The organism is Clostridium sp. 7_2_43FAA (assembly GCF_000158375.2).
In the GTDB taxonomy this organism is placed as follows: Bacteria; Bacillota; Clostridia; order Clostridiales; family Clostridiaceae; genus Clostridium; species Clostridium tertium.
Genome location: NZ_JH815221.1, coordinates 142,460 through 165,741 on the forward strand (window position 1 = coordinate 142,460; position 23,282 = coordinate 165,741).

Sequence of the window (23,282 nt, forward strand, 5' to 3'; positions counted from 1 at the left end):
ATATCTTTGAGGTGATAATTAATGAATGAAGTATTAAAAATAGACAATATTGAAAAATACTATGGAAATAAAGGGAATATAGTTAAAGCTATTGATGGAATAAGCTTTAATGTGAAAAAAGGTGAGTTTGTAGGGGTAATGGGACCGTCAGGGTCAGGAAAGACAACATTATTAAATTTGATAGCTACAATTGATGATGTAAGTGCAGGAAGTATTTATCTAGATGGAAAAGATTTAACTGAAATAAACCAGAAGAAAATAGCTAAGTTTAGAAGAGAAAATTTGGGTTTTATATTCCAAGATTTTAATTTGTTAGATACATTAACTATACATGAAAATATAGCTTTAGCACTAACTATAAATAAAACTAAAAAGAGTGAGATAGATAATAAAGTAATAAACGTAGCAAAAGAACTAGGAATAGAAGATTTGCTTTCAAAATATCCTTATGAGGTATCAGGTGGACAAAAACAAAGAACTGCATGTGCAAGGGCATTAGTAACTAATCCTAAACTTATATTAGCAGATGAACCTACAGGTGCATTAGATTCAAAAGCGGCTCAAATGTTAATAGAAATGATATCAAATTTAAATAGAGATTTAGAGGCAACAATATTAATGGTAACTCATGATTCATTTACGGCTAGCTATTGTGATAGAATATTATTTATTAAGGACGGTAAAATCTTTACAGAGTTAGTAAGAGGTACAAATACAAGACGACAATTTTTCAATAAAATATTAGATGTAGTAGCTTTATTAGGTGGTGATGTTAGAGATGTACGCTCAGCTAGCCAAAACTAATGTTAGAAAATCTATTAAAGATTATTTGATTTATTTTATAACTATAGCAATATGTGTAAGTTTGTTTTATGCAATTACATCGCTTTCTAGTTCTGATTATGAATTAATTACAGAAGAATCCTATAACTTTAGAGCTTTAAAGATAATATTACAGTATTCAACTTATTTGATTACAGCAATTCTTATTTTACTTATAGCTTATGTTAATAAATATATGATAGGGAGACGTAAGAGAGAATTTGCCACATATGTGTTACTTGGAGCTGAACAAATAAGTGTATCATTGATGTTTTTTATTGAAACAATTGTAGTAGGATTTTTAGCTATAATAACAGGAATATTGGTAGGAACTTTATTTTCTCAAGCAATTACAGCGATAGTGTTAATAAGTGCAAAGCAGGAAGTAGTCTTTAGTATAAAGTTATATGCTGATACAGTAGTAATTACATTTATATTTTTTATATCTATGTTTTGTATAATTGGACTGTATAATGTTATAGTTTTAAGAAAAATAAAGCTTATAGATATGATAAATGCACATAAACAAGTTGAATTTCAATTTAAAAGAAGTAACAAAGTGTATATAGCAATATTTGTAGTATCAATAATTATGTATATTATTAGTGGTAGCTATACTGTTAAATTAATAAATTCAGAGATTGATTATAGTGTAAAATCATTGATGTATATAGGAATATCTTTGATTACTTTTATAATAGGGACTTATGCATTATTTTATTCAATAGCTTATATTATGATTTATATAAAAAATAAATGCATTAATTTTAAATATGAAGGAACAAATTTATTTTTAATAGGGGCAATAGTATCTAAAGTAAAGACAGCTCCAATATTAATGGCTACAATATCAATTACTTTTTTAGGTGCTATGATAAGTTTTATAATGACACTTGTAATGTCTCAGTGGTCAATGGGATATTTAGATATGAGAGTTCCTTATGATATAGAGATAAGAAATAATTATAGTACTAATTTTTTAGCTCAATCTAATATAGATGATATTAAAGTAATTCCTAAATTAGATTATAGTGAGATTGTAGACTGGTTAAATAATAATGGGAAAGACATAGAGAGTTATTGTCAGGTAGAAAAATATATTATAAGTCACGATGATAATATTAAATCAACTTTAGCAATAAAACTAAGTGATTTTAATAAATTAAGAACCATGCTAGGCTATGATGAAATTAAACTTAATGATAAGGAATTTACAACCCAATGGCATAATGCTGTTAGTGATGAAGTAATAAATAATTATGTAGGCAAAAATTCAAAGCTGAATATCAATGGAGTAACATATAATATTAGCCAAGATTCAAGTTATAAGGAATCTATTGGAGAAGGTTTTTACTTTAATTCTGATAATATTATAATTTTACCTGATGAAGTATGTGATAACCTTGACTTTATAGAAACTAATTTTGTTGCTAATATTGAAAATAAGATGAAATATGAAGAGGCTAATGAATTTAGACAAAATTATATTTATAATTGGTTTAGAAGTAATAATTCTGAATTTGTAACAAAGTATAGTGATGAAAATGACATAACATATAGGGTAATTGATATAAGAATCAAATCACTAGAAATTAATAATATTTTAACAACAACCTTAGCCATGAGAATTCTTGGAGTATATTTAGGGATAGTACTTTTAATGATAAGTTTAACTATTTTATCACTTAGCCAGCTTACTGATTCTATTGAGCATAAAGATAGGTTTAATGTGCTTAGAAAATTAGGTGTTGAAGAAAATCAAATAAATAGGATTATTTTAAAACAAATTTCCATATATTTCATAGTGCCTATTGTTATAGCAATGATTGGGGATGCTATATTTATATATAATTATTATCTAATTTATAATGATATAATTACAGTTTTTGTTGGGAATATAGAATTTATTTTAAGTATAATCTTTGGAGTTGCTTTAATGATTGTTATTTATATTTGTTACTTTATAGGAACATATTATACATTTAAAAGAAACATTAATTATTAAAACTAATTGGTAAATTACTTTTAGTAGTTAGTTTTGATAAATAATTGTATTTTAGAACTAAATCTAAAATATAAATATATATTATATTTTAGAATAATATATTTAATAAGACATTACTTATAATAAACTTTTATGTGTAATTAGATTGCATATAGAAGTTTTTATATTTTAGGGAGGATTGATGATGAAGAAGGTTTATAAAGAAAATCAAATACTAGAGGTAAATAATATACCATCAGAAGTAATAGAAAGTATAAAAGTAACAATAGATATACTAAATGAAAACTATGGAGAGGATAGAGATGTAGAAGCTGACTTAGGTGGATATGTAGTTATAGCAGAAAATATCGTGGATATTGAAATACTGAAAGAAGAGAAGTTACAAGGATTAATACCAGAATATACTGATATAATTAAATGTAGTGAAGGAGTTGATTGGACTTCTTCACTATTTTTGCTTTCAAGTGATTATGCAATTGTAGTAGTAACAACAGAAGAACTTTCTAAGCTCCTACTAGAATAAGATAAGGAGAGTGAATAACATGGGTAAGAAGAATGAAGAAAAGATAATCAAGGAAACTAAATACTGTAAGATAATAAATCAAGGAAAAGTTGGAGAGGGAGAGTACACATACTCAATAGAGAAAATTTACATCAAGGAGCTAAAGAGAGATGAAGTAAGATTCTGTGTCTACAAGGCAACTAGAAGAGATGATGAAACATACATTCCACGAAGTCTTGATGTAACAGAGCTAGAACTAATAGAGCTAATAAAAGAGTCGATAAGAGAGAAAGTTTTTTCAGAAGGATTCATTGAAATGTTAAAACAAGAAATAAATCAAGTTTAGAAGTCTTAATTGCTATAAGGATAGTGATTAAGGCTTTTTATATTTAAATAAAAATTATAGAGGGAGAGCGTATAAATGTTTAATAAAGATAATGTGTTCATTACAGTTAATGAAGAAGTTTCTTCAATGATTCAGCAGTATATAATAAGAGAAATTAAGAAGGTATTAGATAAATATAAAAGTATAACAACAGAAGAAATAAGTAGCGTAGAGAAATTAATAAACAGTATAAGTAATGAAGAGCTAAAGGAGGAATTCCTAAATGATTGGAGCAGGTCAATAAAGATAGCAAAAGAAATTGGAGAAAATGAAGTTGATGACAGGATAATTTCTATGTACCAAAATCTAAAAGGTAATGGATTAGAAGAATTAACAATAGGTCATGTTATTAATTGGTGTAATGAGTTAGATGAACAAGGTTATGTAATGATTGATGATTATAGCATAATTTATAAAAGCTCAGCTAATCTAAAAGATATTGCAATAGAATTATTAGATGATATGCTTGATGATGCGATTTATGTTGATTCATTAATAGATAAAGATTCATTAGTTGAATATTGGATAGAGAAAACTAGTAAGGAAGAGGTAATAGATGACTTAATTAGAGGAAATAATATTGAAGAACTATTAGGACTTGTTCCAGAAACTATATATGAAGATGAATATAATAAATATTTATATTCTGAAATAGATTGTTAAGAGGTTATATCTTAGTTAATAAGGTATAGCCTTTTTACTTTTTAGATAGAGATGAAAAACTAATAATAAGGAGAGAACTAAAGATGTTCAAGAAAGACAATAGATATGTAACTAGAGGTATAAATGAGGAAGTAGATATAAGATTACAACTTATAATGTGGAGTATGATTGATAAGTTAAAGGATGAGGGAAATGTTGAACTGGATTACTTACAGGTTTTTAAGGTAAGAAAAGAAGGAAAGAAAATTGTAATAAATCAAAGCCAAGAAGTTCCTGAATACTCATGCATATATGAAATAGAGCTAGAAGATATTCAGATAGATGATGAGATTAAAGTATATGTAATAGATAGTGGAGAATATTCTACTATGCTTTTTCCATCAGAATACTAATAGAAGGAGGTTCAAGTAAATGATGAATAAGCTAAGTAAAGAAAAGTATTTCAAGTATGATAGCAAAGAACTTCTTGGAGTAATGAGGTTCGACTTCTATGATGGAAGGCTATCTAACCAATGGAATCCTAGAGAGTTAATAATTGAAATGAATGATAGGAAGTTAATAGACCTAAAGAAGTTACAACAAGAACTTAATTACATTCAATTCACATTGATAGAAGAATTCAATAAAGTTGTAGAGCTATGTAATGGTACAGGTTATGATAAAGAAACTCTAGTATACATAGAACTTGAAGAAGGTAAGTATGTAATAAAGTTAATACCTGTAAAAGATAGTTACTCATACATATACACGTATAAGAGATAGGAGGAGAAAGTTATGGATATTATAACAGTAATAAAAGTAGTTGGAACAATACTAACAGTTGTAGCCACTTCAATAGAATCAACAAGTAAAAGGTAGTATGAAATAAGGTATCATCACAATTAATAAGAATAGTAATTTAATTGTGATGATATTATAATAATAAGCTAATTTTTTTTATAACAATAATAAATTACTAGAAAATATCGTTGTAATAGTAGTATCAATATACCGATAGTGACGATATTTTCAGAAGAAATAAGATTGATTAGAAAGACATAGAAGAAGTCTAAGTAAAGAGGTAATTTATCTTGAGCGTAGGATAAAGAGAAAAATTGTAACGACAATCAAGCTAAGTACATCTAAAAAGCAACGTTAACACATCAGAAAACAGAGATTTTAGAAAATGTGAAGAAATGTAGCCATAGGAATAAAAAACTGCGAAGAGAGGATAAATTGAATGTTTTCTAAATAAGATGGTAAGCAATAAAGAAAAAATCAGTAAATAATAGCTTCATAACTATACAAGTTAGGATAACAAGGCATGGAAGATGATAAGATGTTGAAGGTACAGGAAATCCTAAGCTCAATAATTCCACTTGAAATCAAGGATAAGTCATAACATATAATATGTGATAGGAAAAACTAATTTCACTAAAAAATAAAAAGAATTGAAAATGATAAAACATAAAAATAATGAAACTTGGAACTAGGGAATAGGAACTAAGGAGTTGGAACTCGGAAAGAGTAACGGGGGGATAGGGGGGCTAAAGCCTTATAATAAAATAAGAATTGAAATAGATTAATAAAAATCTATTTCAATAAAAATAAAATAATAAATATAAAATAATAAGAATAAGTAAATAAAATAATTAAGAATAATTATAAATAAAAATAAATGATTAATAAATTTCAATAATAAGTAATAAATAGATACAATAAGATAAATAAAATAAATAAAATATAATCAATATATAACGATATAATCAAGAAGATATAATAACTGTATCAATTAATACAAATAGAATTAAGAGAATCCAATAAATAGATAATAAATAATAATAGAAGTAGTTATAAATGTAAAATAAAAGAAAGCATATAGAAGAACAAAGAGGGTATAAGCAATAATAAACAATAAAAAGAGTAGATAAGTTATTTTCAATAAGTTGATAAGAAGTAAATATAATAAGAATTTATAATAATTGACATCAATAGAATTAAGAAAGTCTAATAAAGTTACAATAGATAATAAAATCATAACAATAGGAGATGGTAAAAATCCAATCTACCAATAAAGATAAATACATCAGAAAGCAACAATAGCATACTAGAAAACAGAGATTTCAGAAAGTGAGAATAAATAATAACACTCAAAATAAAAACTACAAAGTAATAGTAAATCAACCGTTTTAACTGATGTAGTCAAATATATATTATAAATATGAAAAGAGTTAATGTTTCTAATAAAGGAAGCATTAACTCTTTTTATATTAAATAAGTGATTTTACAAGGAAAAATCACTTGTATTTTCAATCTTATGAAAACTTTTTAAAGGAGGTAATATTTAATGTGAAAGAAAAGGAGATGATTGAAAAAGAATATATGAGTAGAAAAAGTGAAAATTATAGGGGTATCTATAAAGATATGGTTGAAGTTTTAGGACATGATATAACTCTAAAAGTATATGAGAATTATAAAGGGCAACAGATAACATTTCCAATGAGATTATATTCAGATAAATATGTAATTGATTATTTAAATAAGCACTATGATGGAAAGAACTTAAAACAGATATCAAGAAAATTAGGATACACGTGTAACTGGTTACAAAAAGTAATAAATAAAAATGGAATAAACAAAAATGTGAGAGGAGAAAAGAAATAATGAATATCTTTGATGCAGGGGGAATAACTACAGCTATTGCAGTAATAGCAACAATAATAATTGGAACAGGAATATTTGCATTAATAAATACGATATTTGAAATATGGTATCTAGGATTTGGTGCAATGGTTGGAGAATGGTTAGTATGCTGTGTAATAAGTGCATTTATAGTTAACTGGTTTTCAGGAATAATACTAGGATTCTTTTCAGTCTTATGGTTCTTAATAAAAGTAGGAGCAGTAATTGCTGCTGTAATATTTAGTTATCAAAAATTTAAATCTAAAAAAGGTGAAGGAGATACAAAAGTTGAAGAAGGTCAATAGGATAATAATAGGAATAGTAGCAATAGTAGCTTTCATAGTAATAGGGTCAATAGGTAAGTCTAATAATGAAGTAAAAGTTATTATAAATAAAGCTAAAGAGTATTTAAATAATGGAGAGATAAGCGAAGCTGAATATGTACTTAGAGATAAAGCTGGTGAAACTAACAACAGAGAGTTTGAAAAATTATGGAGTATAGCTTATGGATATGAGCAAGTTTCTAATAAGCTTAATCTATATGATAATATAGAGTGGGCAGAAGAAATGTTAGATAAAATTGATAAAAGCTATAAAGATTATGAGCCAACAAGAGAAAAAATAGATAAATTAAAAGAAGAATTATCAGATGTAAAAAATACTAGAGAAGAATTTAAAGAAAAAATTGATGAGGTACAAAGGTTAATTGATGAAGAGAGATATGAGGAAGCTATGGAGTTAAGTAAGGAGACTCTAGATTGGCAAAAAGTAAGTCAAAAAGATAAGAATACTATGATGGATTTAGAGCTACAAGCTAGAGAGTTATATTATGGACAAAAAAAGAGTGAAAAGGAAGAAGAGATAAAGAAACAAGATGATGAGTTTACTGTAGAAAAAGCAATTGAGTATGCAGAAGACTATAGTCTTAGAACTGGTTTAGATACACTTAGAGTAGATGTTGATGAAACACCACAATATGATGAAGAGGGAAGAAAATATTATAATGTAGGAGTTTACATAATAGAGCTAGATGAATTAAATGATGCCTATAGAGTATATTCAGATGGCAAAATAAAACGCTTAAATTAAAAAAAGAGGGAAACCTCTTTTTTTTATTAATAATAACTTATCATCTCAAATTAAATAGTTAAATGATAGAAAGTAATAATCAAACATGGTAGAAAACAAGAGAAAAAACAAGATTGAAAATATTAACAAATACTAAATAGGAATAAATTTGCAGGGAATAATTACATTAAATTACAAAAATGGAATCAAGGAAGTTGAGAGGTAAAAATTTTAAAAATTTTTTAGTTAAGGAACTCTAGAGAGAGCTTATGCTTAATTTTTGGAAATTACCTTCTTTTTTATTGGAAAATTGAGAAAAAGCTAATTTAATGTAATCAAAGTTAGAGAATTTGATTAGATATGATAAGTAGGATTATTATCTAACTACGGTACCGATTTTGATTAAGGGAGGAAAAAAATATGGCTTACTTAATAAGAGAAAATAAAAGAGCAGATTTAATGGCAGGACCCTATAGATGTACAATAGTACATTTTGAATCAACAGGTAAAAAGGTAACTAAAAATAAACAGGTATTTGAACAAGGATACTTATATATGGAGTTAGAAGATGGAACATTAGTAAAGCAATATGTGTTAATAACACCATGGAGAACATTTTTTTTCTATAAGTTATTAAAGGCAATAGATTCACAAATCAATGTAGAAGAAGTTTATTTAGATTTTTCATTCCACCAAATAATAAATACAGAAGTTGTGATAGAGATATCATATGAGATTAATGCGAATTATTCTTATCCAAACATTACGGCTATCTATAACTTGGATGATGGAGAAGCGATTCTTGAATTTCATAGTTTACAGGAAGAAAGAAAAATACAAGAAGGTCAGATAAATATGGGCTATATAGAAAGGATGAATGAGAGGAGATTAAAGGGAGAAAATCAATCTGAAAATAATGAGCAATTAGAAGCATGTGAAAATCAACTTGTATTAGGTAACGAATATGAGGAATTTATCGGAATTTAATATTTATAAGGTGGCTTAGATTCTACTAAGTCATCTCAAATTAAAAGGAGGAATAGAAATGTCAGAGATAGCTAATGAAAAGCCAGGAGTAGCAAAATTAAGAGGTAGAAGACCAGCCCCAAAGGTTACACCTAAAAAAAAGGAAGATAATAAAATGGTAAGTAACAATAATGAATTAATTGAAGAGAATAATGATATTAAAGAAAGTGTAGATTTAGATTTATTTAAACCCTCAGAAAGTAAAATTAGAAATAAGGGTATTGCTGAAGCAGGAGTAATGTCAATAGTAAGTGCTAAGACTGGAAAAAGGGTAGTGATATCAAAGGAAGTAATGGAAAAGTTAAATAAGCCAGAAAAGATAGTTATGTCATTTGCAGAGGATAAAATTGCTATAGGTGAACAACTACCTAATAATGATAATTACATAAATATAAAAGTTTTAAAATCTAAGGGAGTTATTTATTCGTCAGGAATAGTTAAGGAAATAACTGATTTCTATAAATTAGATTTCGGTAATAAGACGTCTATTACATTTTTTGATGTTGAATATATTAAATATGAGGATAATGTTGTAGCAATAATAACAGTAAGTTAATTGTAATTGATAAGTATATTAAATTACTAAGCATTGTACTATGTTAGTTCAATGCTTAGTGAAATAAATGTAAAAGGAGCATAGTATATGAATTTAAGTAATGAAGCAAGGAATAGCAATATAGAAAATTTAATATCAGGAGAAGTTATAGAAGAAGATATAACATTAAGAGAGCAGGAAGAAATAATGAATAGTGAATGGTTTATAAACTGGATGAAAGAGTATCATTACTAAAAAGAGTACAATGAGGAGGAAAATAATGAGTTCCAATAATAAGAGCAATGAAATAATAGATTTACTTTCAGAAATAATAATTAACCACTTATCAAAACCGATGAGTATAGATAATACAGATAAATTTAAAAAGCAGTAAGTTACATAGTAAAAAAACAATAATAGCATAACAATAAAAGAAGAAAAAGGAGAAACTAAGATGAAAGAAAGAGAAATGAAAATAGCTAAAGAAGTGATAGAGAAAGGAGAAGGAAAGCATATGTATACTGGAGAACAACTTCTATTTAGACTATCAATACAAATACCTAATGAAAATATAAAAGAATTAGTTGATAAACTTAAAAAGTTATCTATAGTACCAAGAGCAATATTTAAAACTAGTCGTGGACTTATAATAGAGTGGTGGACAATGAGGTGTCAAATTATTCTTGATTCTAATAACTATATTAAATTAATTGAAGAGTTTTTAGATTATGTAGATAGCATAGGATTTGCTGAATGGATATTTGATACAGGATGTCTAGATGATGATTTACCAGTTGAATTTGATAACTCAGAGGTGATAATTAACCCTAGATTTACAGTAGAAAATTTTAATAATACTGGAGAGATAGAGGTAAATGATTAGAGTAAGTAAGTACAAGCTGTATAGTTAATTAATGACGGAAAATGTCTAGTTATTGAAATGACAATATAAAGATATTTTCCGTTATAAACTAAGATGATAAGTATATATTATAAATTTGGTAGATAATAGTAAGCAATAATGGAGGTAGATAATTAATGAAGTTTGATAGTTTTATGAATGATTCAAGATACTCTAAGGAGATTTTAGTGGCAATTTATTCCAGGGTATCTACGTATGAACAAGCTGAAGAGGGCTACAGTATAGATGAACAAGAAAGATTATTAACTGACTGGTGTAAAAAAAGGGGATATAAGATTTATAAGTGCTATTCTGATAGAGGTATAAGTGGAAAGAGTATAAAAGGTAGACCGGCAATGCAAGAATTATTAAAAGATGCACAGGAGGGAAAATTTAATATTGTAATAACCTGGAAGATAAGTAGAATTGCTAGAGATATGTTAAACCTATTAGAAATTATAGATATTTTAAATAGAAAAGGGATAGCATTTAGGTCTTATTCAGAGCAATTTGAGACAGAGACACCTATGGGAAAATTCTCATTACATATGATGGGAGCAGTAGCAGAACTAGAAAGGAATACTATTTCTCAGAATGTAAAAATGGGATGCTTAGCACGTGCTAGAGATGGAAGATGGGGTGGAAATAGGGTTTTAGGATATGACATAGTTCCAATTGAAGGTACAGAAAACAAGAAGAGAAAAGATACACAACTTATAATTAATGAAAAAGAAGCAGAATCGGTGAGATTAATATTTAATGAATATTCTAATGGAAAGGGATATAAGGCAATTACCAATAAACTTAATAAGTTAGGTTATAAGACTAAGAAAGGAAATGATTTTTCTGTAGCTTCTATAAGAGATATTCTAACTAACCCAGTATACATAGGAAAGATAAGATACAACGTTAGACAGGACTGGTCAGAAAAAAGAAGAAGAAATATAAATCCGAATCCTATAATAACGGATGGAATACATGAAGCAATAATAGATGAAAAGCTATGGGATAAAGTACAGACTATACTAGAAAGTAAGAAGGGAAAACCAGCAAGAATATATGATGGTGAGTATCCACTAACAGGAATATTAAAATGTCCTAAATGTGGAGCAGGAATGGTAATAATGAGAACTACCAATACACTAAAAGATGGAACGAAGAAAAGGATACAATACTATGCATGTGGAAGTTGGAAGAATAAAGGAACTGCTGTATGTAACAGTAACTCCATCAGAGTTGATAAAGCTAATGAGTATGTATTCAATAAGATTTCGGAATTACTTTCTAATGAGAAAATGGTTGAAAGTATAGTAAATAACATTAATAAGGAAAGACATAAAAGGATAAATCCAGCTAAGAAGGAGCTAGAAAGAATAGATAAAGAACTTGAAAAGATAGATAGAAAGAAAACTAAACTTTTCGAAGCATATGAAGAAGAAGTAATATCTAAGGAAGAGTTCAAGGAAAGAAAAGATGAGCTAAATAAAAGAGCAAAATATCTTCAAGAGGAAAAAGAACCACTTCTAGTTACACTTTCAGATGATGTAAGTGAAGAAATACCGTATGAATTCATAAAGAGTATACTAGAGAATTTCAGTAAAGTGCTAACAGAAAGTGCAACAAGAGAGCAACAGAAGAAGTTGCTTCACATGATAATATCAGAAATAACTATAAATGAATCAAGGGAAATAGATTCAATAAAACTAAAAATAAATGATAGTCTAGTAGACTATATAAGTAAAGAAGAAGGAGTATCTATAGAGGGTACTCCTTCTTCTTTTATGTTAAGAAATGTTGGAATGAGTGTATTGAATTTAGATATTATTGTATGAATCTCTAAAAAAATAAAAATTTGGTATATAATTTATTTGTAAATGTAAAATATTTAAAAGTAAGGAGAGGGTTTAAAAATGAGTAGTAAAGAAATAAGAGATGAAAGATTATCAAAACAATTAGGAGATTTTGGAGAATCTTTAGTTATGTTTATTTTGGGAAATATGAAAGGGTGTAAAGTTGCATTAGTTGACCATGAGGGAGCTGATATTATTGCTACTGACAGAGAAATAGAAGGAAAACGTTATGCAATATCTGTAAAAAGCCGATGGTTTAAAACTGATGGTTATCAAAAAGGTTTTGATGAATCAGAACAAGAGAAATTAAGGCGTTTTGCAAATGAATTTGATATGATTCCTACGATTGCATTTGTTATGATTGATAAAGAGGCTAAATATGTTGATATTTATTTAGTAACTTTAGATAATTTAGAGGATATGGCAAATAATATTGATGGAATAACTTCTACTGGATTAGCTAATACTACATTGCGTTTTAGTAATGCTTTAAGGAATCAGAAGGTTATTCAAAATCATGATAAAATTGACCATACTAGATTAGAGATATCTAAGTTAAATAATACATTAAATATATAATAAATAGAAGTAATTACATAATTAATACTTATTTATATTAAACTTGAAAAATGGACGAAAATTGTACAATATAAAAACCTCACTTAATACCGATACGGAGAACCGTATCACAAATAAGTGAGGTTTCTACTATAATTGGATAGAGAACTGGTATTGCTAATGATTTCTTTATATCATAAAATCAACGACAATGCAGAAATGTATTGTCGTTTTTTTAGTTAAGTATTTTATATTTTTTTACATTATAGTATTATTATACTATAGTTTTATGTTACATTTGGGGGAGAGTCATGACATATCAAAGTGAGTATGAATTAGAAGAACAATTGATTTTACAACTTGTAAAACAAGGATATGAAAAAGTTAAAATAGATGATGAAGATACTTTAAAGAAAAACTTTAGAACACAACTTAATAAATTTAACGAAAAAAAATTAAAAGGAATTCCTTTAACAGATAAAGAGTTTAATAGAATTCTTATTTATTTAGAAGGCAAAAACATTTTTAAAAGTGCTAAACTTTTTAGAGATAAATATGTACTTGAAAGAGAAGATGGTACATCTATTTACATAGAATTTTTTGATAAGAAATATTATTATAATAATATTTTTCAAGTTACTAATCAAGTAACTATGGAAAGTAAATATAAAAATAGATATGATGTAACTATTTTTATTAATGGGCTTCCTATGGTTCAAGTAGAGCTTAAAAGAAGGGGGAAAGACTTTAAAGAAGCTTTTAATCAAATAGAAAGATACAGGAGACATTCTTTTAAAGGTCTTTATAGATATATTCAATGCTTTATAATTAGTAATGGTGTTGATACTAAATATTACTCAAATAGTGATAAAGATATAAAGTTTGATTTTACTTTTTTTTGGAGCGATGAAAAAAATAAACGTATAACTAATTTAAGTCAATTTGCAGAAAGTTTTTTAGATAGATATAGATTAAATAATTTAATAGCTAAATACATGATCATTCAAGATTCTGAAAAGAATCTTATGGTTATGAGACCTTATCAAATATATGCTGTTGAAGCATTAATGAAAAGATCTAATGAAACTAATAACAATGGCTATATATGGCATACAACAGGTTCAGGAAAAACTCTAACATCGTTTAAAGCAAGTCAGCTTTTAGCAGATGAAGAAAAAATAAAAAAAGTATTTTTCTTGATAGATAGAAAAGATTTAGATACTCAAACTGTTGAAGAATTTAATAAATTTCAAAAAGATTGTGTAGATAGAACGGATAGTACAAGTATTTTAATAAAACAAATAGAAAATATAAATTCTAGACTTATAGTAACAACTATTCAAAAGCTTGCAAGGCTTTTACAATCGGAAAAATACTCAAATAGAATGGAAAAGTATAGAGATGAAAAAGTAGTCTTTATTATAGATGAATGTCATAGAAGTCAATTTGGAGATATGCACACAGCTATAAATAAACATTTTAAAAATGCACAATATTTTGGATTTACAGGCACACCAAGGCTTTTAGAGAATAAAAGTCAAGATGGTAGAACTACAGCAGATATTTTTGATAAATGTCTCCATAGTTATCTTATAAAAGATGCTATTAATGATGGAAATGTTTTAGGATTTTCAGTTGAATATATAAAAACTTTTGATGGAGATATAAACGAATATGATGATGAAAAAGTTAAAGCTATAGATAAAGAAGAAGTTTTTATGGATGATGAAAGAATAGAGCTTATTGCAAATCACATAATTACAAATCATGATAAAAAAACTAATGGAAGAAAATTTTGTTCACTATTTGCAGTACAAAACATTCCTGCACTTATTAAATATTATGATAAGTTTAAAGAACTTAATCATGATTTAAAAATAGGAGCAATTTTTAGTTTTCAAGATAATGAAGATTTAAGTAATAAAAAAGAACATTCAAGAGACAGTTTAGAGAGAATTATAAAGGATTATAATGAGCTTTATAAAGATGAAAATTTAAAGTATAATACCGATACTTTTCAAGCTTATTTTAAAGACCTTTCAAACAAAATAAAAAATTCTGAAATAGATATAGTTATAGTTGTAAATATGCTTTTAACAGGTTTTGATAGTAAGCCTTTAAATACACTTTATGTAGATAAAAATTTAAAGTATCATGGATTGGTACAAGCTTTTTCAAGGACTAATAGAATTTTAGATGCTACAAAACCTTATGGAAATATAGTTTGTTATAGAAACTTAAAAAAGGAAACTGATGAAGCTATATGTCTTTTCTCTAATACAGATACATCAGATGTTGTTTTAATGGAAAGTTATGACCATTACTTACAGCTTTTTAAAGAGAGATTATCTATACTTTATACTGTAGCTCCAACCCTAGAATCTATAGATATGATTCAAGATGAAAATGAAAAGAAAGAATTTGTAGAAGCTTTTAGAGAGCTTACAAAGCAACTTACAAAATTAAAAACATTTACTAAATTTGAGTTTAATAAAGATGATTTAGGAATATCACAGCAAGAATATGAAGACTATAAAAGTAAGTATTTAGGTATTTATGATTCTGTAAAGAAGTCAGAAAAAACATCTATTTTAGCTGATATAGATTTTGGAATAGAGCTTATGCACACAGATAAAATAAATGTTTCTTATATTTTAAACCTTTTAAGAAACATAAATTTTGATACAGAAGAAAAAATTAAAAGAGATGTAGAAAAAATAAGAAGGCTTTTAGATAAAACTGATAATGAAAATTTAAGATTAAAATCAGACCTTATAAGAGAATTTTTAGATAAGGTTGTTCCTAAAATGTCAAAAGATGATTCAGTTGATGAAAGATTTAATGATTTTCTTGAAGAAAAAAGGGTAGAAGAAATTATAAACATTTCAAAAGAAGTTCAAGTTGATGCTGAAAATATTAAAGGATTTTTAACTGAATATGAGTATTTTGGGAAAATTGATGGAGCTAAAATTAAGGATTCTCTAAGAGGTGGACTACTAAAAAAGAGAAGTCTTGCAAATAGAATAAAAGATTTTATTATAGATAATGTAAATAAATTTACGTTTTAATTAATGGGAGATTGGCATTATGAGTAACTTAGCAAAAGATATAATGGTAAATTCACAATTGGAGGAAGACATGAATACAGAAGAAAAACAAAGAGAACAACAAGGAAGTTTACAAACTAAGCTTTGGGATATAGCTAATACATTAAGGGGAAGCATGGAAGCTAGTGAGTTTAAAAACTATATATTAGGACTTATTTTCTATAGATACCTTTCTGAAAATGTAGAAGAAAGAGCTTTAAAGCTTTTAGAAGAAGATAATGTAACCTATGAAAAAGCTTGGGAAGATGAAGAGTATAGGGAAGCACTGCAAGAAGAGCTTGTAAATGATATTGGTTATTTTATAGAGCCCAAATATCTTTTTAGAGTTCTTTTAAGGGGGATAGAAACAGGAGATTTTGATATAGAAACTTTAGAAGAAGCTATAAACGATATTACTGAATCTACACTTGGTCATGAAAGTGAAGAAGATTTTGACCATCTATTTGATGATATGGATTTAAAATCAACTAAACTTGGTAAAGATGTAAAATCAAGAAGTGAGATAATCGGAAAAGTAATGGGAAGCATAGCAAGTATTCCATTTAAATTTGGAGATAGTGAGATAGATATTTTAGGAGATGCTTATGAATATCTTATAGGACAATTCGCAGCTAATGCAGGAAAAAAGGCTGGAGAGTTCTATACCCCTCAACAAGTATCTAGAATACTAGCTAAAATAGTTACAATGGATAAAAAAGATTTAAAAAACGTTTATGACCCAACTTGTGGCTCAGGATCATTGCTTCTTAGAGTTTCAAAAGAAGCAAATGTTAGAACTTTTTATGGGCAAGAAAAAGTTTCAACAACTTATAACTTAGCAAGAATGAATATGATTCTTCATGGAGTTTCTTATAAAGATTTTAATATAAAAAATGATGATACATTAGAAAATCCACAACATAAAGATATGAAGTTTGAAGCAATAGTAGCCAATCCACCATATTCAGCCAATTGGAGTGCTAAGGCAGACTTTTTAGATGATGAAAGATTTTCAGCCTATGGAAAACTAGCACCAAAGTCAAAAGCTGACTTTGCATTTATACAACATATGATATATCAATTAGATGATAATGGAACAATGGCTGTTGTATTACCTCATGGAGTTCTTTTTAGGGGAGCAGCTGAAGGAGTAATTAGAAAATATCTTATAGAAGAAAAAAATGTATTAGATGCTGTTATAGGTCTTCCAGCTAATATATTCTTTGGAACATCAATACCAACAGTAATATTAGTATTTAAAAATAATAGAAAAGATAAAGAAAATATATTATTTATAGATGCATCAAATGACTTTGAAAAGGGTAAAAATCAAAATCTTTTAAGAGATGAAGATGTAGAAAAAATAATAAATACAATAAGAAATAGAGAAGCAATAGATAAATACTCATATGTAGCAAACATAGAAGAAATAAAAGATAATGATTATAACTTAAATATTCCAAGATATGTAGATACTTTTGAAGAAGAGGAAGAAATTGATATAAAAGCTGTTCAAGAAAGTATAAAAAATAGAGATAAAACTCTTGAAGAACTATATAAAAAACTAGAAGAAGACTTAAAAGAGCTAGGATTTTAGGAGGTACAAAGAAATGGAAAAGAGAAATGTACCTAAATTAAGATTTAAAGGCTTTGAAGATGAATGGACTGAAGTTATATCATCAAGTTTATTTGATAAAGTAAAAAATCCAGTTGAAGTTGAAAAAGATAAGATTTATAAGCAAATAGGAATTAGATCTCACGGAAAAGGTATTTTTTATAAAGATGAAGTTTTAGGAGAAGAGCTTGGAAATAAGAGAGTTTTTTGGATAGAACCGAATGTATTTATAGTTAATATAGTATTTGCTTGGGAAAGAGCAGTAGCAAGAACCACTGAGAAAGAAGTAGGAATGATAGTATCGCATAGATTTCCTATGTATAAACCTAAGCAACAAAAATTAAATTTAGATTATATAACATATTTCTTTAAAACTAAAATCGGACAGAATTTATTAGAGTTAGCATCACCAGGTGGAGCTGGAAGAAATAAGACTTTAGGTCAGAAAGAATTTGATAATCTTAAGCTTAAAATTCCATCATTAGAAGAACAAGAAAAAATAGCAAACTTTTTAAGTAATGTAGATAAAATAATAGAAGAGCAAGAAGGAAAAGTAAAAGATTTAGAATTATATAAAAAAGGTATGATGCAGAAAATCTTTAAACAAGAAATAAGATTTAAAGATGATAATGGACAGGATTATCCTGAGTGGGAAGAGAAAAAATTAAGTGAAGTGTTAACTGAAACTAAAGCTAAAAATACAGGAGATTTAAAGGTATGTTCAGTTGCTGTTAAAAAAGGAGTTATAGACCAAATTGAACATTTAGGAAGAAGTTTTGCTGCTAAGGATACATCTAACTATAAACTTGTTAAAAAAGGAGATTTGATATATACAAAAAGCCCTACAGGTAAATTTCCTTATGGGATAGTAAAACAAAGTTTTTTAGATGAAGATGTAATTGTATCACCATTATATGGAGTATTTGAACCTATGAATTATTTTTTAGGATATATATTGCATAGTTATTTTTATTATAAGGAAAATACGAATAATTATTTGCATTCAATAGTTCAAAAGGGAGCTAAAAACACAATTAACATATCAAATGAAACATTTTTAAGTAAGAAAATAAGATTACCGATAAATTTAGAAGAGCAAACTAAAATAGCTAACTTCTTATCTAACATAGATAAAATACTAGAAGAAGAAAATAAAAAACTTGAAGATTTAAGACAATGGAAAAAAGGATTATTACAACAAATGTTTGTGTAGATTAGTAATAGAGCCTAACTAGTTAGAAGAGACTAATAACTAGTTAGGTTTTCTTATTTTGAAATAACTTCATCTTATAAATATATATTATTATATTGAAATCCTATGTATTAAATAGTTAAGAAAGATACGTTTATAAAAAGATGGAGGTAATATTAATGAGAAAGGTTAGTAAAGCAAATGACTTAATTGGAATGAACCTAGATAGTAAGGTGGTAAGTACTATTGAAGAGCAACTAAATATCTTAGATGAAAACTATGGGGCTGACAGGGAGATAAATAACGATTTAGGTGGATATGTACTTATAGCAGAAAATATTGTAGATATCGAAGTACTGAAACAAGGTGAGTTACAAGGGGTGATAGCAGAATATACTGATGTGATTGAGGTTGTAAATGGAGAAAATTACATTTCAAGTTTATATTTGATTTCAAGTGATTATGCAATTGTAGTAGTAACTACAGAAGAACTTTCTAAGTTTCTACTAGAATAAGATAAGGAGGTTGAATTAATGTGAGTAAGAAGAGTGAAGAAAAGATAATCAAGGAAACTAAGTACTGCAAGATAATAAGCCAAGGAAAAGTTGGAGAAGGTCAGTACACATACTCAATAGAGAAAATCTACATCAAAGAACTAAAGAGAGATGAAGTAAGATTCTGTGTCTACAAGGCAACTAGAAGGGGTGATGAAACATACATTCCAAGAAGTCTTGATGTAACAGAACTAGAACTAATAGAGCTAATAAAAGAATCAATAAGTAGAAAGGTATTTTCAGAAGGATTCATTGAAATGTTGAAACAAGAAATAAATAAAATCTAGAAGTCTTAATTGCTATAAAGATAGTGATTAAGACTTTTTTATTGTAGGGAGGTAAAAGGGAATGAAGAGAATTCTATGTGTAGGTGTAATAAAATCTGGAAAGATGACTATAAAAACTAGTAATGATAAGGAGATAAAGAAATATGTTCAAGAAAAATAATAGATATGTAACTATAGGTGTAAATGAGGAAGTAGATATAAGATTACAACTTATAATGTGGAGCATGATTGATAAGTTGAAGGAGGAAGGAAATGTTGAACTGGATTACTTACAGGTGTTCAAGATAAGAAAAGAAGAAAATAAGATTGTAATAAGTCAGAGGCAAGAAGTTCCTGAATACTCATGCACATATGAAATAGATATAGAAGATATTCAGATAGAAGATGAGATTAAAGTTTATGTAATAGATAGTGGAGAATATTCTACAATGCTTTTTCCATCAGAATACTAATTGAAGGAGGTTCAAGTAAATGATAAATAAGCTAAGTAAAGAAAGGTATTTCAAGTATGATAGTAAAGAACTTCTTGGAGTAATGAGGTTCGACTTCTATGATGGAAGATTATCTAATCAATGGAATCCTAGAGAGTTAATAATTGAAATGAATGATAGGAAATTAATAGACCTAAAGAAGTTACAACAAGAACTTAATTATATTCAATTCACATTGATAGAAGAATTCAATAAAGTTGTAGAGCTATGTAATGGTACAGGTTATGATAAAGAAACTCTAGTATACATAGAAATTGAAGAAGGTAAGTATGTAATAAAGCTAATACCTGTAAAAGATAGTTACTCGTACATATACACTTATAAAAGATAGCTATTCATATATATATTTAGAAGAAATGTTTTTAAGAAATGCTTTTTTATAGGTTTAATAAGTTGCTAGCATAGATAAACATTGTGATTTATAGGTAGATAAGAAATTTAAACAAGAATTATTCAAGTAAAAATTACAATGATAATTACATTTAAAGTAGATAATATTATTTATATATTAATGAAAGGAAGATATTAGGAGATGAAGAGGGAGAATTATAACGGTATATATAGTGATATGTATGAAGTGTTAGGAGAAGATGTAACCAAAAAGATATATGAATATTATAAAGGACAGCAGATTAATTTTCCTATGAGATTATATTCTAAGGAGTATATGATTAAATATATTTCTGATAAATATAATGGAAAAAATATTAAAGAATTATCTAGAAGTTTAGGATATACGGAAAAGTGGATCAAAATATTGATAAATAGATATAAAATTAATTCAAATAGGGAGGAGGAAAAAGTTCAAAATCATAATTAAATTGATGATTATATAATTATATCTATATTTATAAATACAAAAAAAGGAATGGTGTAGTAGATGGGTTTAATTTTAATATTAATAATATCGGTAGTAATTTTTATAACATATCATAAAGTTATGAATGTATGGTACTTTTCGTTTAAAGCGTTTATATTGGAAATCATTACGATTTTAATAATTTCATCATTTCTAACAATGATATTAATTAGTTTATTAGGTAGTTTATTAACATTTATAGGAAGTATATTAGGGAAATTACTTACGATTATATTATCTATAGTGAAATGGGGGATTATAATTGGAATTATATTTTTAATAGGAGTATTTATTAAAAATATATTTTTTAAGTATAAAAATAAAATTGATATAAATTCAGATAATGATTTAAAATTAGAAGGGGATAATTTAAATGAATGATATGTTGAATCCTTTTAAGAAGGAAATAGAATTAATAATAAAAAATAAAAAGAAATTAATAGTAGTTGTGCTTGGTATAATAGTTTGTATAGCTATCTTATTAAATGTATTTTCTAAAAAGGAATCTAAGGAATATTATATAAATATGGTTAAAAATATGGATTCACCTATAGATGGATATAATTTTGAAGAGTTTTTGAATATGATATCAGAAGATAGCAATTCAGAAATTGAGTGGGATTATGAAGAAAATAAGAAGGTAGTTTCGGTTAGTATAATAGAAAATGGAATAGATTCAACAAGATATTATTCTGTAAAAAATGGCTCTTCTAATATAGAAGAGGTATATATTGATGGATCTTCGGTAAATGATAATTTATCAAATGTAATAGGCGATGCATTAGATAAAGAAGATATAAATGATAAAGAGATTGAAAATAAAGAGAATGAGAGTTTAGAAGGTGTAGAAGAAAATTATGGTTACTATAAACCAAATGAGCTTGGAGAGCAATATGTTACTTATATGAGTAATAGTTTAGCAAATGATGATATTGAAACAATAAAAGAAACTGTATTAGAGATGTTTTTTATGAACTGTTCAAACAGTATAGGAGATTCTTTAAATAATTATTTAGAAGATATTAAATTTAGCGATTATCAAACAGAAAAAGGAACTACCATTACAATAAAAGGATATTCAAATAAATTAGGAAATGACCTGATGGTTAGCATTTTAGCAACTTATGAAGGTAATGTATATTTAACTGAAATAAGAGAAGGAAAAAGTAATACAATGATAGATATATCCACTCAGTTAAAAATAGCTAATGATATTTTTGAATAAAAATACAGTTTTACTAGTTATTAGAATATTAAATAACATAATAAATGATTGGTTGTGTTATTGTTGTGTTAAATAAGATTAAAAAATATAATTTATAAACAAAGAAAACCCTTGTAAAGTTAAGAATTACAAGGGTTTTATGGTGCACCTAGAGGGATTTGAACCCCCGACGCCTGGATTCGAAGTCCAACGCTCTATCCAACTGAGCTATAGATGCATAAAGGAATTTATTTTGCTAGTATATTATAATACTAATATTTTAAAATTTCTATAGTTAAGTTGCTTTGAAATTTAAATATAATGAATATTGTATAATAAAATAATATTTATGAATACATAAAATATATTATAGAAATAATAAAGTTATTGGAATTAAAATACTAATATGTATTATAATGTTGTGAATATATTCTTAAACTTATCCTGGAGTATCAATATATATAAATTAAAGAAAAAATTAAAAAAAATAAGGAAATAATGAATAATTTTAAATATATAGCACATATTTATATTTGTATATGTAAAGCTATGATAGAATAGTCAATGTCCTTCGGGGAAAGAGAGTATTGATAACAACAGAAAAAATATGTTGACAATAACTCCTAAGGATGTTAATATGTAGAAGTCGCTTGTGCGACAAGATCTTTGAAAATTGAACAGAAAAGTTAAGTAAACAAACCAGCAATTCTTTTAGACGTCTTAACATTAAGACTCAAAGTAATTTGAGCAAAGATTAAACTTTTTATTGAGAGTTTGATCCTGGCTCAGGACGAACGCTGGCGGCGTGCCTAACACATGCAAGTCGAGCGAGAGGAGTTCCTTCGGGAACAAATCTAGCGGCGGACGGGTGAGTAACACGTGGGCAACCTGCCTTGTAGAGGGGAATAGCCTTCCGAAAGGAAGATTAATACCGCATAACATTACATTTTCGCATGAAGAAGTAATTAAAGGAGCAATCCGCTACAAGATGGGCCCGCGGCGCATTAGCTAGTTGGTG

26 protein-coding genes, 1 tRNA gene and 1 rRNA gene are annotated in these 23,282 nt (G+C 26.9%); 27 read left to right on the forward strand and 1 reads right to left on the reverse strand.

Features of this window, described 5'->3' with window-relative positions; translation table 11 throughout:
- Positions 1-21: 21 nt before the first annotated feature.
- From CSBG_RS01460 to CSBG_RS01580, 26 genes are all read left to right on the forward strand, one after another.
- Positions 22-804, forward strand: coding sequence for an ABC transporter ATP-binding protein (locus CSBG_RS01460; RefSeq protein WP_008676421.1), 783 nt, complete (start codon positions 22-24; stop codon positions 802-804).
- A complete protein-coding gene (locus CSBG_RS01465) occupies positions 770-2,827 on the forward strand; it encodes an ABC transporter permease (protein WP_242825258.1) in 2,058 nt (685 codons plus the stop codon). The genes CSBG_RS01460 and CSBG_RS01465 overlap by 35 nt, the downstream gene beginning before the upstream one ends.
- A 184-nt stretch (positions 2,828-3,011) precedes the next feature.
- On the forward strand, positions 3,012-3,350 hold the full coding sequence (locus tag CSBG_RS01470) for a hypothetical protein (protein ID WP_008676424.1): 339 nt from the start codon (positions 3,012-3,014) through the stop codon (positions 3,348-3,350).
- A gap of 19 nt (positions 3,351-3,369) precedes the next feature.
- Complete coding sequence (locus CSBG_RS01475; protein ID WP_008676426.1) at positions 3,370-3,675, forward strand: hypothetical protein; 306 nt, start codon at positions 3,370-3,372, stop codon at positions 3,673-3,675.
- 75 nt (positions 3,676-3,750) lie between these two features.
- Positions 3,751-4,377, forward strand: coding sequence for a hypothetical protein (locus CSBG_RS01480; protein WP_008676428.1), 627 nt, complete (start codon positions 3,751-3,753; stop codon positions 4,375-4,377).
- An 83-nt stretch (positions 4,378-4,460) separates the two neighbouring features.
- Positions 4,461-4,769 (forward strand): DUF960 family protein, encoded by a 309-nt coding sequence (locus CSBG_RS01485; RefSeq protein WP_008676430.1) that lies wholly within the window; start codon positions 4,461-4,463, stop codon positions 4,767-4,769.
- 19 nt (positions 4,770-4,788) lie between these two features.
- Positions 4,789-5,139, forward strand: a complete 351-nt coding sequence (locus tag CSBG_RS01490) for a hypothetical protein (RefSeq protein WP_008676432.1) — start codon at positions 4,789-4,791, stop codon at positions 5,137-5,139.
- 1,566 nt (positions 5,140-6,705) lie between these two features.
- Positions 6,706-7,020 (forward strand): Mor transcription activator family protein, encoded by a 315-nt coding sequence (locus tag CSBG_RS01495; protein WP_008676434.1) that lies wholly within the window; start codon positions 6,706-6,708, stop codon positions 7,018-7,020.
- The gene (locus tag CSBG_RS01500) at positions 7,020-7,343 is read left to right on the forward strand and encodes a hypothetical protein (protein ID WP_008676435.1); all 324 of its coding nucleotides are present in this window, start codon (positions 7,020-7,022) and stop codon (positions 7,341-7,343) included. The genes CSBG_RS01495 and CSBG_RS01500 overlap by 1 nt, the downstream gene beginning before the upstream one ends.
- On the forward strand, positions 7,327-8,127 hold the full coding sequence (locus CSBG_RS01505) for a hypothetical protein (protein ID WP_008676437.1): 801 nt from the start codon (positions 7,327-7,329) through the stop codon (positions 8,125-8,127). The genes CSBG_RS01500 and CSBG_RS01505 overlap by 17 nt, the downstream gene beginning before the upstream one ends.
- Positions 8,128-8,526: 399 nt before the next feature.
- Positions 8,527-9,093, forward strand: coding sequence for a hypothetical protein (locus tag CSBG_RS01510; RefSeq protein WP_008676439.1), 567 nt, complete (start codon positions 8,527-8,529; stop codon positions 9,091-9,093).
- Between the two features lie 58 nt (positions 9,094-9,151).
- Entirely contained in the window at positions 9,152-9,688 is a 537-nt protein-coding gene (locus CSBG_RS17630) for a hypothetical protein (RefSeq protein WP_008676441.1), read from the forward strand.
- A gap of 87 nt (positions 9,689-9,775) precedes the next feature.
- Positions 9,776-9,922: a hypothetical protein gene (locus CSBG_RS18170; RefSeq protein ID WP_008676443.1), complete on the forward strand. Its 147-nt coding sequence runs from the start codon at positions 9,776-9,778 to the stop codon at positions 9,920-9,922.
- A gap of 199 nt (positions 9,923-10,121) precedes the next feature.
- A complete protein-coding gene (locus CSBG_RS01520; protein WP_008676447.1) occupies positions 10,122-10,550 on the forward strand; it encodes a hypothetical protein in 429 nt (142 codons plus the stop codon).
- A 155-nt stretch (positions 10,551-10,705) separates the two neighbouring features.
- Positions 10,706-12,400, forward strand: coding sequence for a recombinase family protein (locus CSBG_RS01525; protein ID WP_008676449.1), 1,695 nt, complete (start codon positions 10,706-10,708; stop codon positions 12,398-12,400).
- Positions 12,401-12,478: 78 nt separating this feature from the next.
- Positions 12,479-12,997: a hypothetical protein gene (locus CSBG_RS01530; RefSeq protein WP_008676452.1), complete on the forward strand. Its 519-nt coding sequence runs from the start codon at positions 12,479-12,481 to the stop codon at positions 12,995-12,997.
- Between the two features lie 290 nt (positions 12,998-13,287).
- Complete coding sequence (locus CSBG_RS01535) at positions 13,288-16,044, forward strand: type I restriction endonuclease subunit R (RefSeq protein WP_008676454.1); 2,757 nt, start codon at positions 13,288-13,290, stop codon at positions 16,042-16,044.
- Between the two features lie 70 nt (positions 16,045-16,114).
- A complete protein-coding gene (locus tag CSBG_RS01540; protein WP_035284884.1) occupies positions 16,115-17,659 on the forward strand; it encodes a type I restriction-modification system subunit M in 1,545 nt (514 codons plus the stop codon).
- Between the two features lie 13 nt (positions 17,660-17,672).
- Positions 17,673-18,890, forward strand: a complete 1,218-nt coding sequence (locus CSBG_RS01545) for a restriction endonuclease subunit S (RefSeq protein ID WP_008676457.1) — start codon at positions 17,673-17,675, stop codon at positions 18,888-18,890.
- 158 nt (positions 18,891-19,048) lie between these two features.
- Complete coding sequence (locus CSBG_RS01550) at positions 19,049-19,384, forward strand: hypothetical protein (RefSeq protein WP_008676459.1); 336 nt, start codon at positions 19,049-19,051, stop codon at positions 19,382-19,384.
- Positions 19,385-19,404: 20 nt separating this feature from the next.
- A complete protein-coding gene (locus CSBG_RS01555) occupies positions 19,405-19,710 on the forward strand; it encodes a hypothetical protein (protein ID WP_008676462.1) in 306 nt (101 codons plus the stop codon).
- A 143-nt stretch (positions 19,711-19,853) separates the two neighbouring features.
- Positions 19,854-20,162 (forward strand): DUF960 family protein, encoded by a 309-nt coding sequence (locus CSBG_RS01560; protein WP_008676466.1) that lies wholly within the window; start codon positions 19,854-19,856, stop codon positions 20,160-20,162.
- 19 nt (positions 20,163-20,181) lie between these two features.
- Positions 20,182-20,532, forward strand: coding sequence for a hypothetical protein (locus CSBG_RS01565; RefSeq protein WP_008676468.1), 351 nt, complete (start codon positions 20,182-20,184; stop codon positions 20,530-20,532).
- A gap of 201 nt (positions 20,533-20,733) precedes the next feature.
- On the forward strand, positions 20,734-21,021 hold the full coding sequence (locus tag CSBG_RS01570) for a Mor transcription activator family protein (RefSeq protein ID WP_008676470.1): 288 nt from the start codon (positions 20,734-20,736) through the stop codon (positions 21,019-21,021).
- Between the two features lie 60 nt (positions 21,022-21,081).
- On the forward strand, positions 21,082-21,441 hold the full coding sequence (locus CSBG_RS01575; RefSeq protein WP_008676471.1) for a hypothetical protein: 360 nt from the start codon (positions 21,082-21,084) through the stop codon (positions 21,439-21,441).
- On the forward strand, positions 21,434-22,285 hold the full coding sequence (locus CSBG_RS01580; protein WP_008676472.1) for a hypothetical protein: 852 nt from the start codon (positions 21,434-21,436) through the stop codon (positions 22,283-22,285). Before CSBG_RS01575 ends, CSBG_RS01580 begins: the two co-directional genes overlap by 8 nt.
- A 140-nt stretch (positions 22,286-22,425) precedes the next feature.
- On the opposite strand, the gene CSBG_RS01585 is transcribed toward CSBG_RS01580, so the two are convergent.
- Positions 22,426-22,502: transfer RNA gene (locus tag CSBG_RS01585), tRNA-Arg, on the reverse strand.
- A gap of 524 nt (positions 22,503-23,026) precedes the next feature.
- Here CSBG_RS01585 and CSBG_RS01590 point away from each other — a divergent pair.
- Positions 23,027-23,282 (forward strand): 16S ribosomal RNA (locus tag CSBG_RS01590); the annotation flags it as partial.

Excerpts from the sequence above, each read along its gene's own strand:
- CSBG_RS01545 (WP_008676457.1), top strand. The coding sequence starts at position 17,673 with ATGGAAAAGAGAAATGTACCTAAATTAAGATTTAAAGGCTTTGAAGAT.
- CSBG_RS01475 (WP_008676426.1), top strand. The coding sequence starts at position 3,370 with ATGGGTAAGAAGAATGAAGAAAAGATAATCAAGGAAACTAAATACTGT.
- CSBG_RS01520 (WP_008676447.1), top strand. The coding sequence starts at position 10,122 with ATGAAAGAAAGAGAAATGAAAATAGCTAAAGAAGTGATAGAGAAAGGA.
- CSBG_RS18170 (WP_008676443.1), top strand. The coding sequence starts at position 9,776 with ATGAATTTAAGTAATGAAGCAAGGAATAGCAATATAGAAAATTTAATA.
- CSBG_RS01575 (WP_008676471.1), top strand. The coding sequence starts at position 21,082 with ATGGGTTTAATTTTAATATTAATAATATCGGTAGTAATTTTTATAACA.
- CSBG_RS01535 (WP_008676454.1), top strand. The coding sequence starts at position 13,288 with ATGACATATCAAAGTGAGTATGAATTAGAAGAACAATTGATTTTACAA.
- CSBG_RS01460 (WP_008676421.1), top strand. The coding sequence starts at position 22 with ATGAATGAAGTATTAAAAATAGACAATATTGAAAAATACTATGGAAAT.
- CSBG_RS01485 (WP_008676430.1), top strand. The coding sequence starts at position 4,461 with ATGTTCAAGAAAGACAATAGATATGTAACTAGAGGTATAAATGAGGAA.
- CSBG_RS01570 (WP_008676470.1), top strand. The coding sequence starts at position 20,734 with ATGAAGAGGGAGAATTATAACGGTATATATAGTGATATGTATGAAGTG.
- CSBG_RS01540 (WP_035284884.1), top strand. The coding sequence starts at position 16,115 with ATGAATACAGAAGAAAAACAAAGAGAACAACAAGGAAGTTTACAAACT.
- CSBG_RS01490 (WP_008676432.1), top strand. The coding sequence starts at position 4,789 with ATGATGAATAAGCTAAGTAAAGAAAAGTATTTCAAGTATGATAGCAAA.
- CSBG_RS01580 (WP_008676472.1), top strand. The coding sequence starts at position 21,434 with ATGAATGATATGTTGAATCCTTTTAAGAAGGAAATAGAATTAATAATA.
- CSBG_RS01530 (WP_008676452.1), top strand. The coding sequence starts at position 12,479 with ATGAGTAGTAAAGAAATAAGAGATGAAAGATTATCAAAACAATTAGGA.
- CSBG_RS01560 (WP_008676466.1), top strand. The coding sequence starts at position 19,854 with ATGTTCAAGAAAAATAATAGATATGTAACTATAGGTGTAAATGAGGAA.
- CSBG_RS01550 (WP_008676459.1), top strand. The coding sequence starts at position 19,049 with ATGAGAAAGGTTAGTAAAGCAAATGACTTAATTGGAATGAACCTAGAT.
- CSBG_RS01470 (WP_008676424.1), top strand. The coding sequence starts at position 3,012 with ATGAAGAAGGTTTATAAAGAAAATCAAATACTAGAGGTAAATAATATA.
- CSBG_RS01565 (WP_008676468.1), top strand. The coding sequence starts at position 20,182 with ATGATAAATAAGCTAAGTAAAGAAAGGTATTTCAAGTATGATAGTAAA.
- CSBG_RS01525 (WP_008676449.1), top strand. The coding sequence starts at position 10,706 with ATGAAGTTTGATAGTTTTATGAATGATTCAAGATACTCTAAGGAGATT.
- CSBG_RS01465 (WP_242825258.1), top strand. The coding sequence starts at position 770 with ATGTTAGAGATGTACGCTCAGCTAGCCAAAACTAATGTTAGAAAATCT.
- CSBG_RS17630 (WP_008676441.1), top strand. The coding sequence starts at position 9,152 with ATGTCAGAGATAGCTAATGAAAAGCCAGGAGTAGCAAAATTAAGAGGT.
- CSBG_RS01510 (WP_008676439.1), top strand. The coding sequence starts at position 8,527 with ATGGCTTACTTAATAAGAGAAAATAAAAGAGCAGATTTAATGGCAGGA.
- CSBG_RS01500 (WP_008676435.1), top strand. The coding sequence starts at position 7,020 with ATGAATATCTTTGATGCAGGGGGAATAACTACAGCTATTGCAGTAATA.
- CSBG_RS01480 (WP_008676428.1), top strand. The coding sequence starts at position 3,751 with ATGTTTAATAAAGATAATGTGTTCATTACAGTTAATGAAGAAGTTTCT.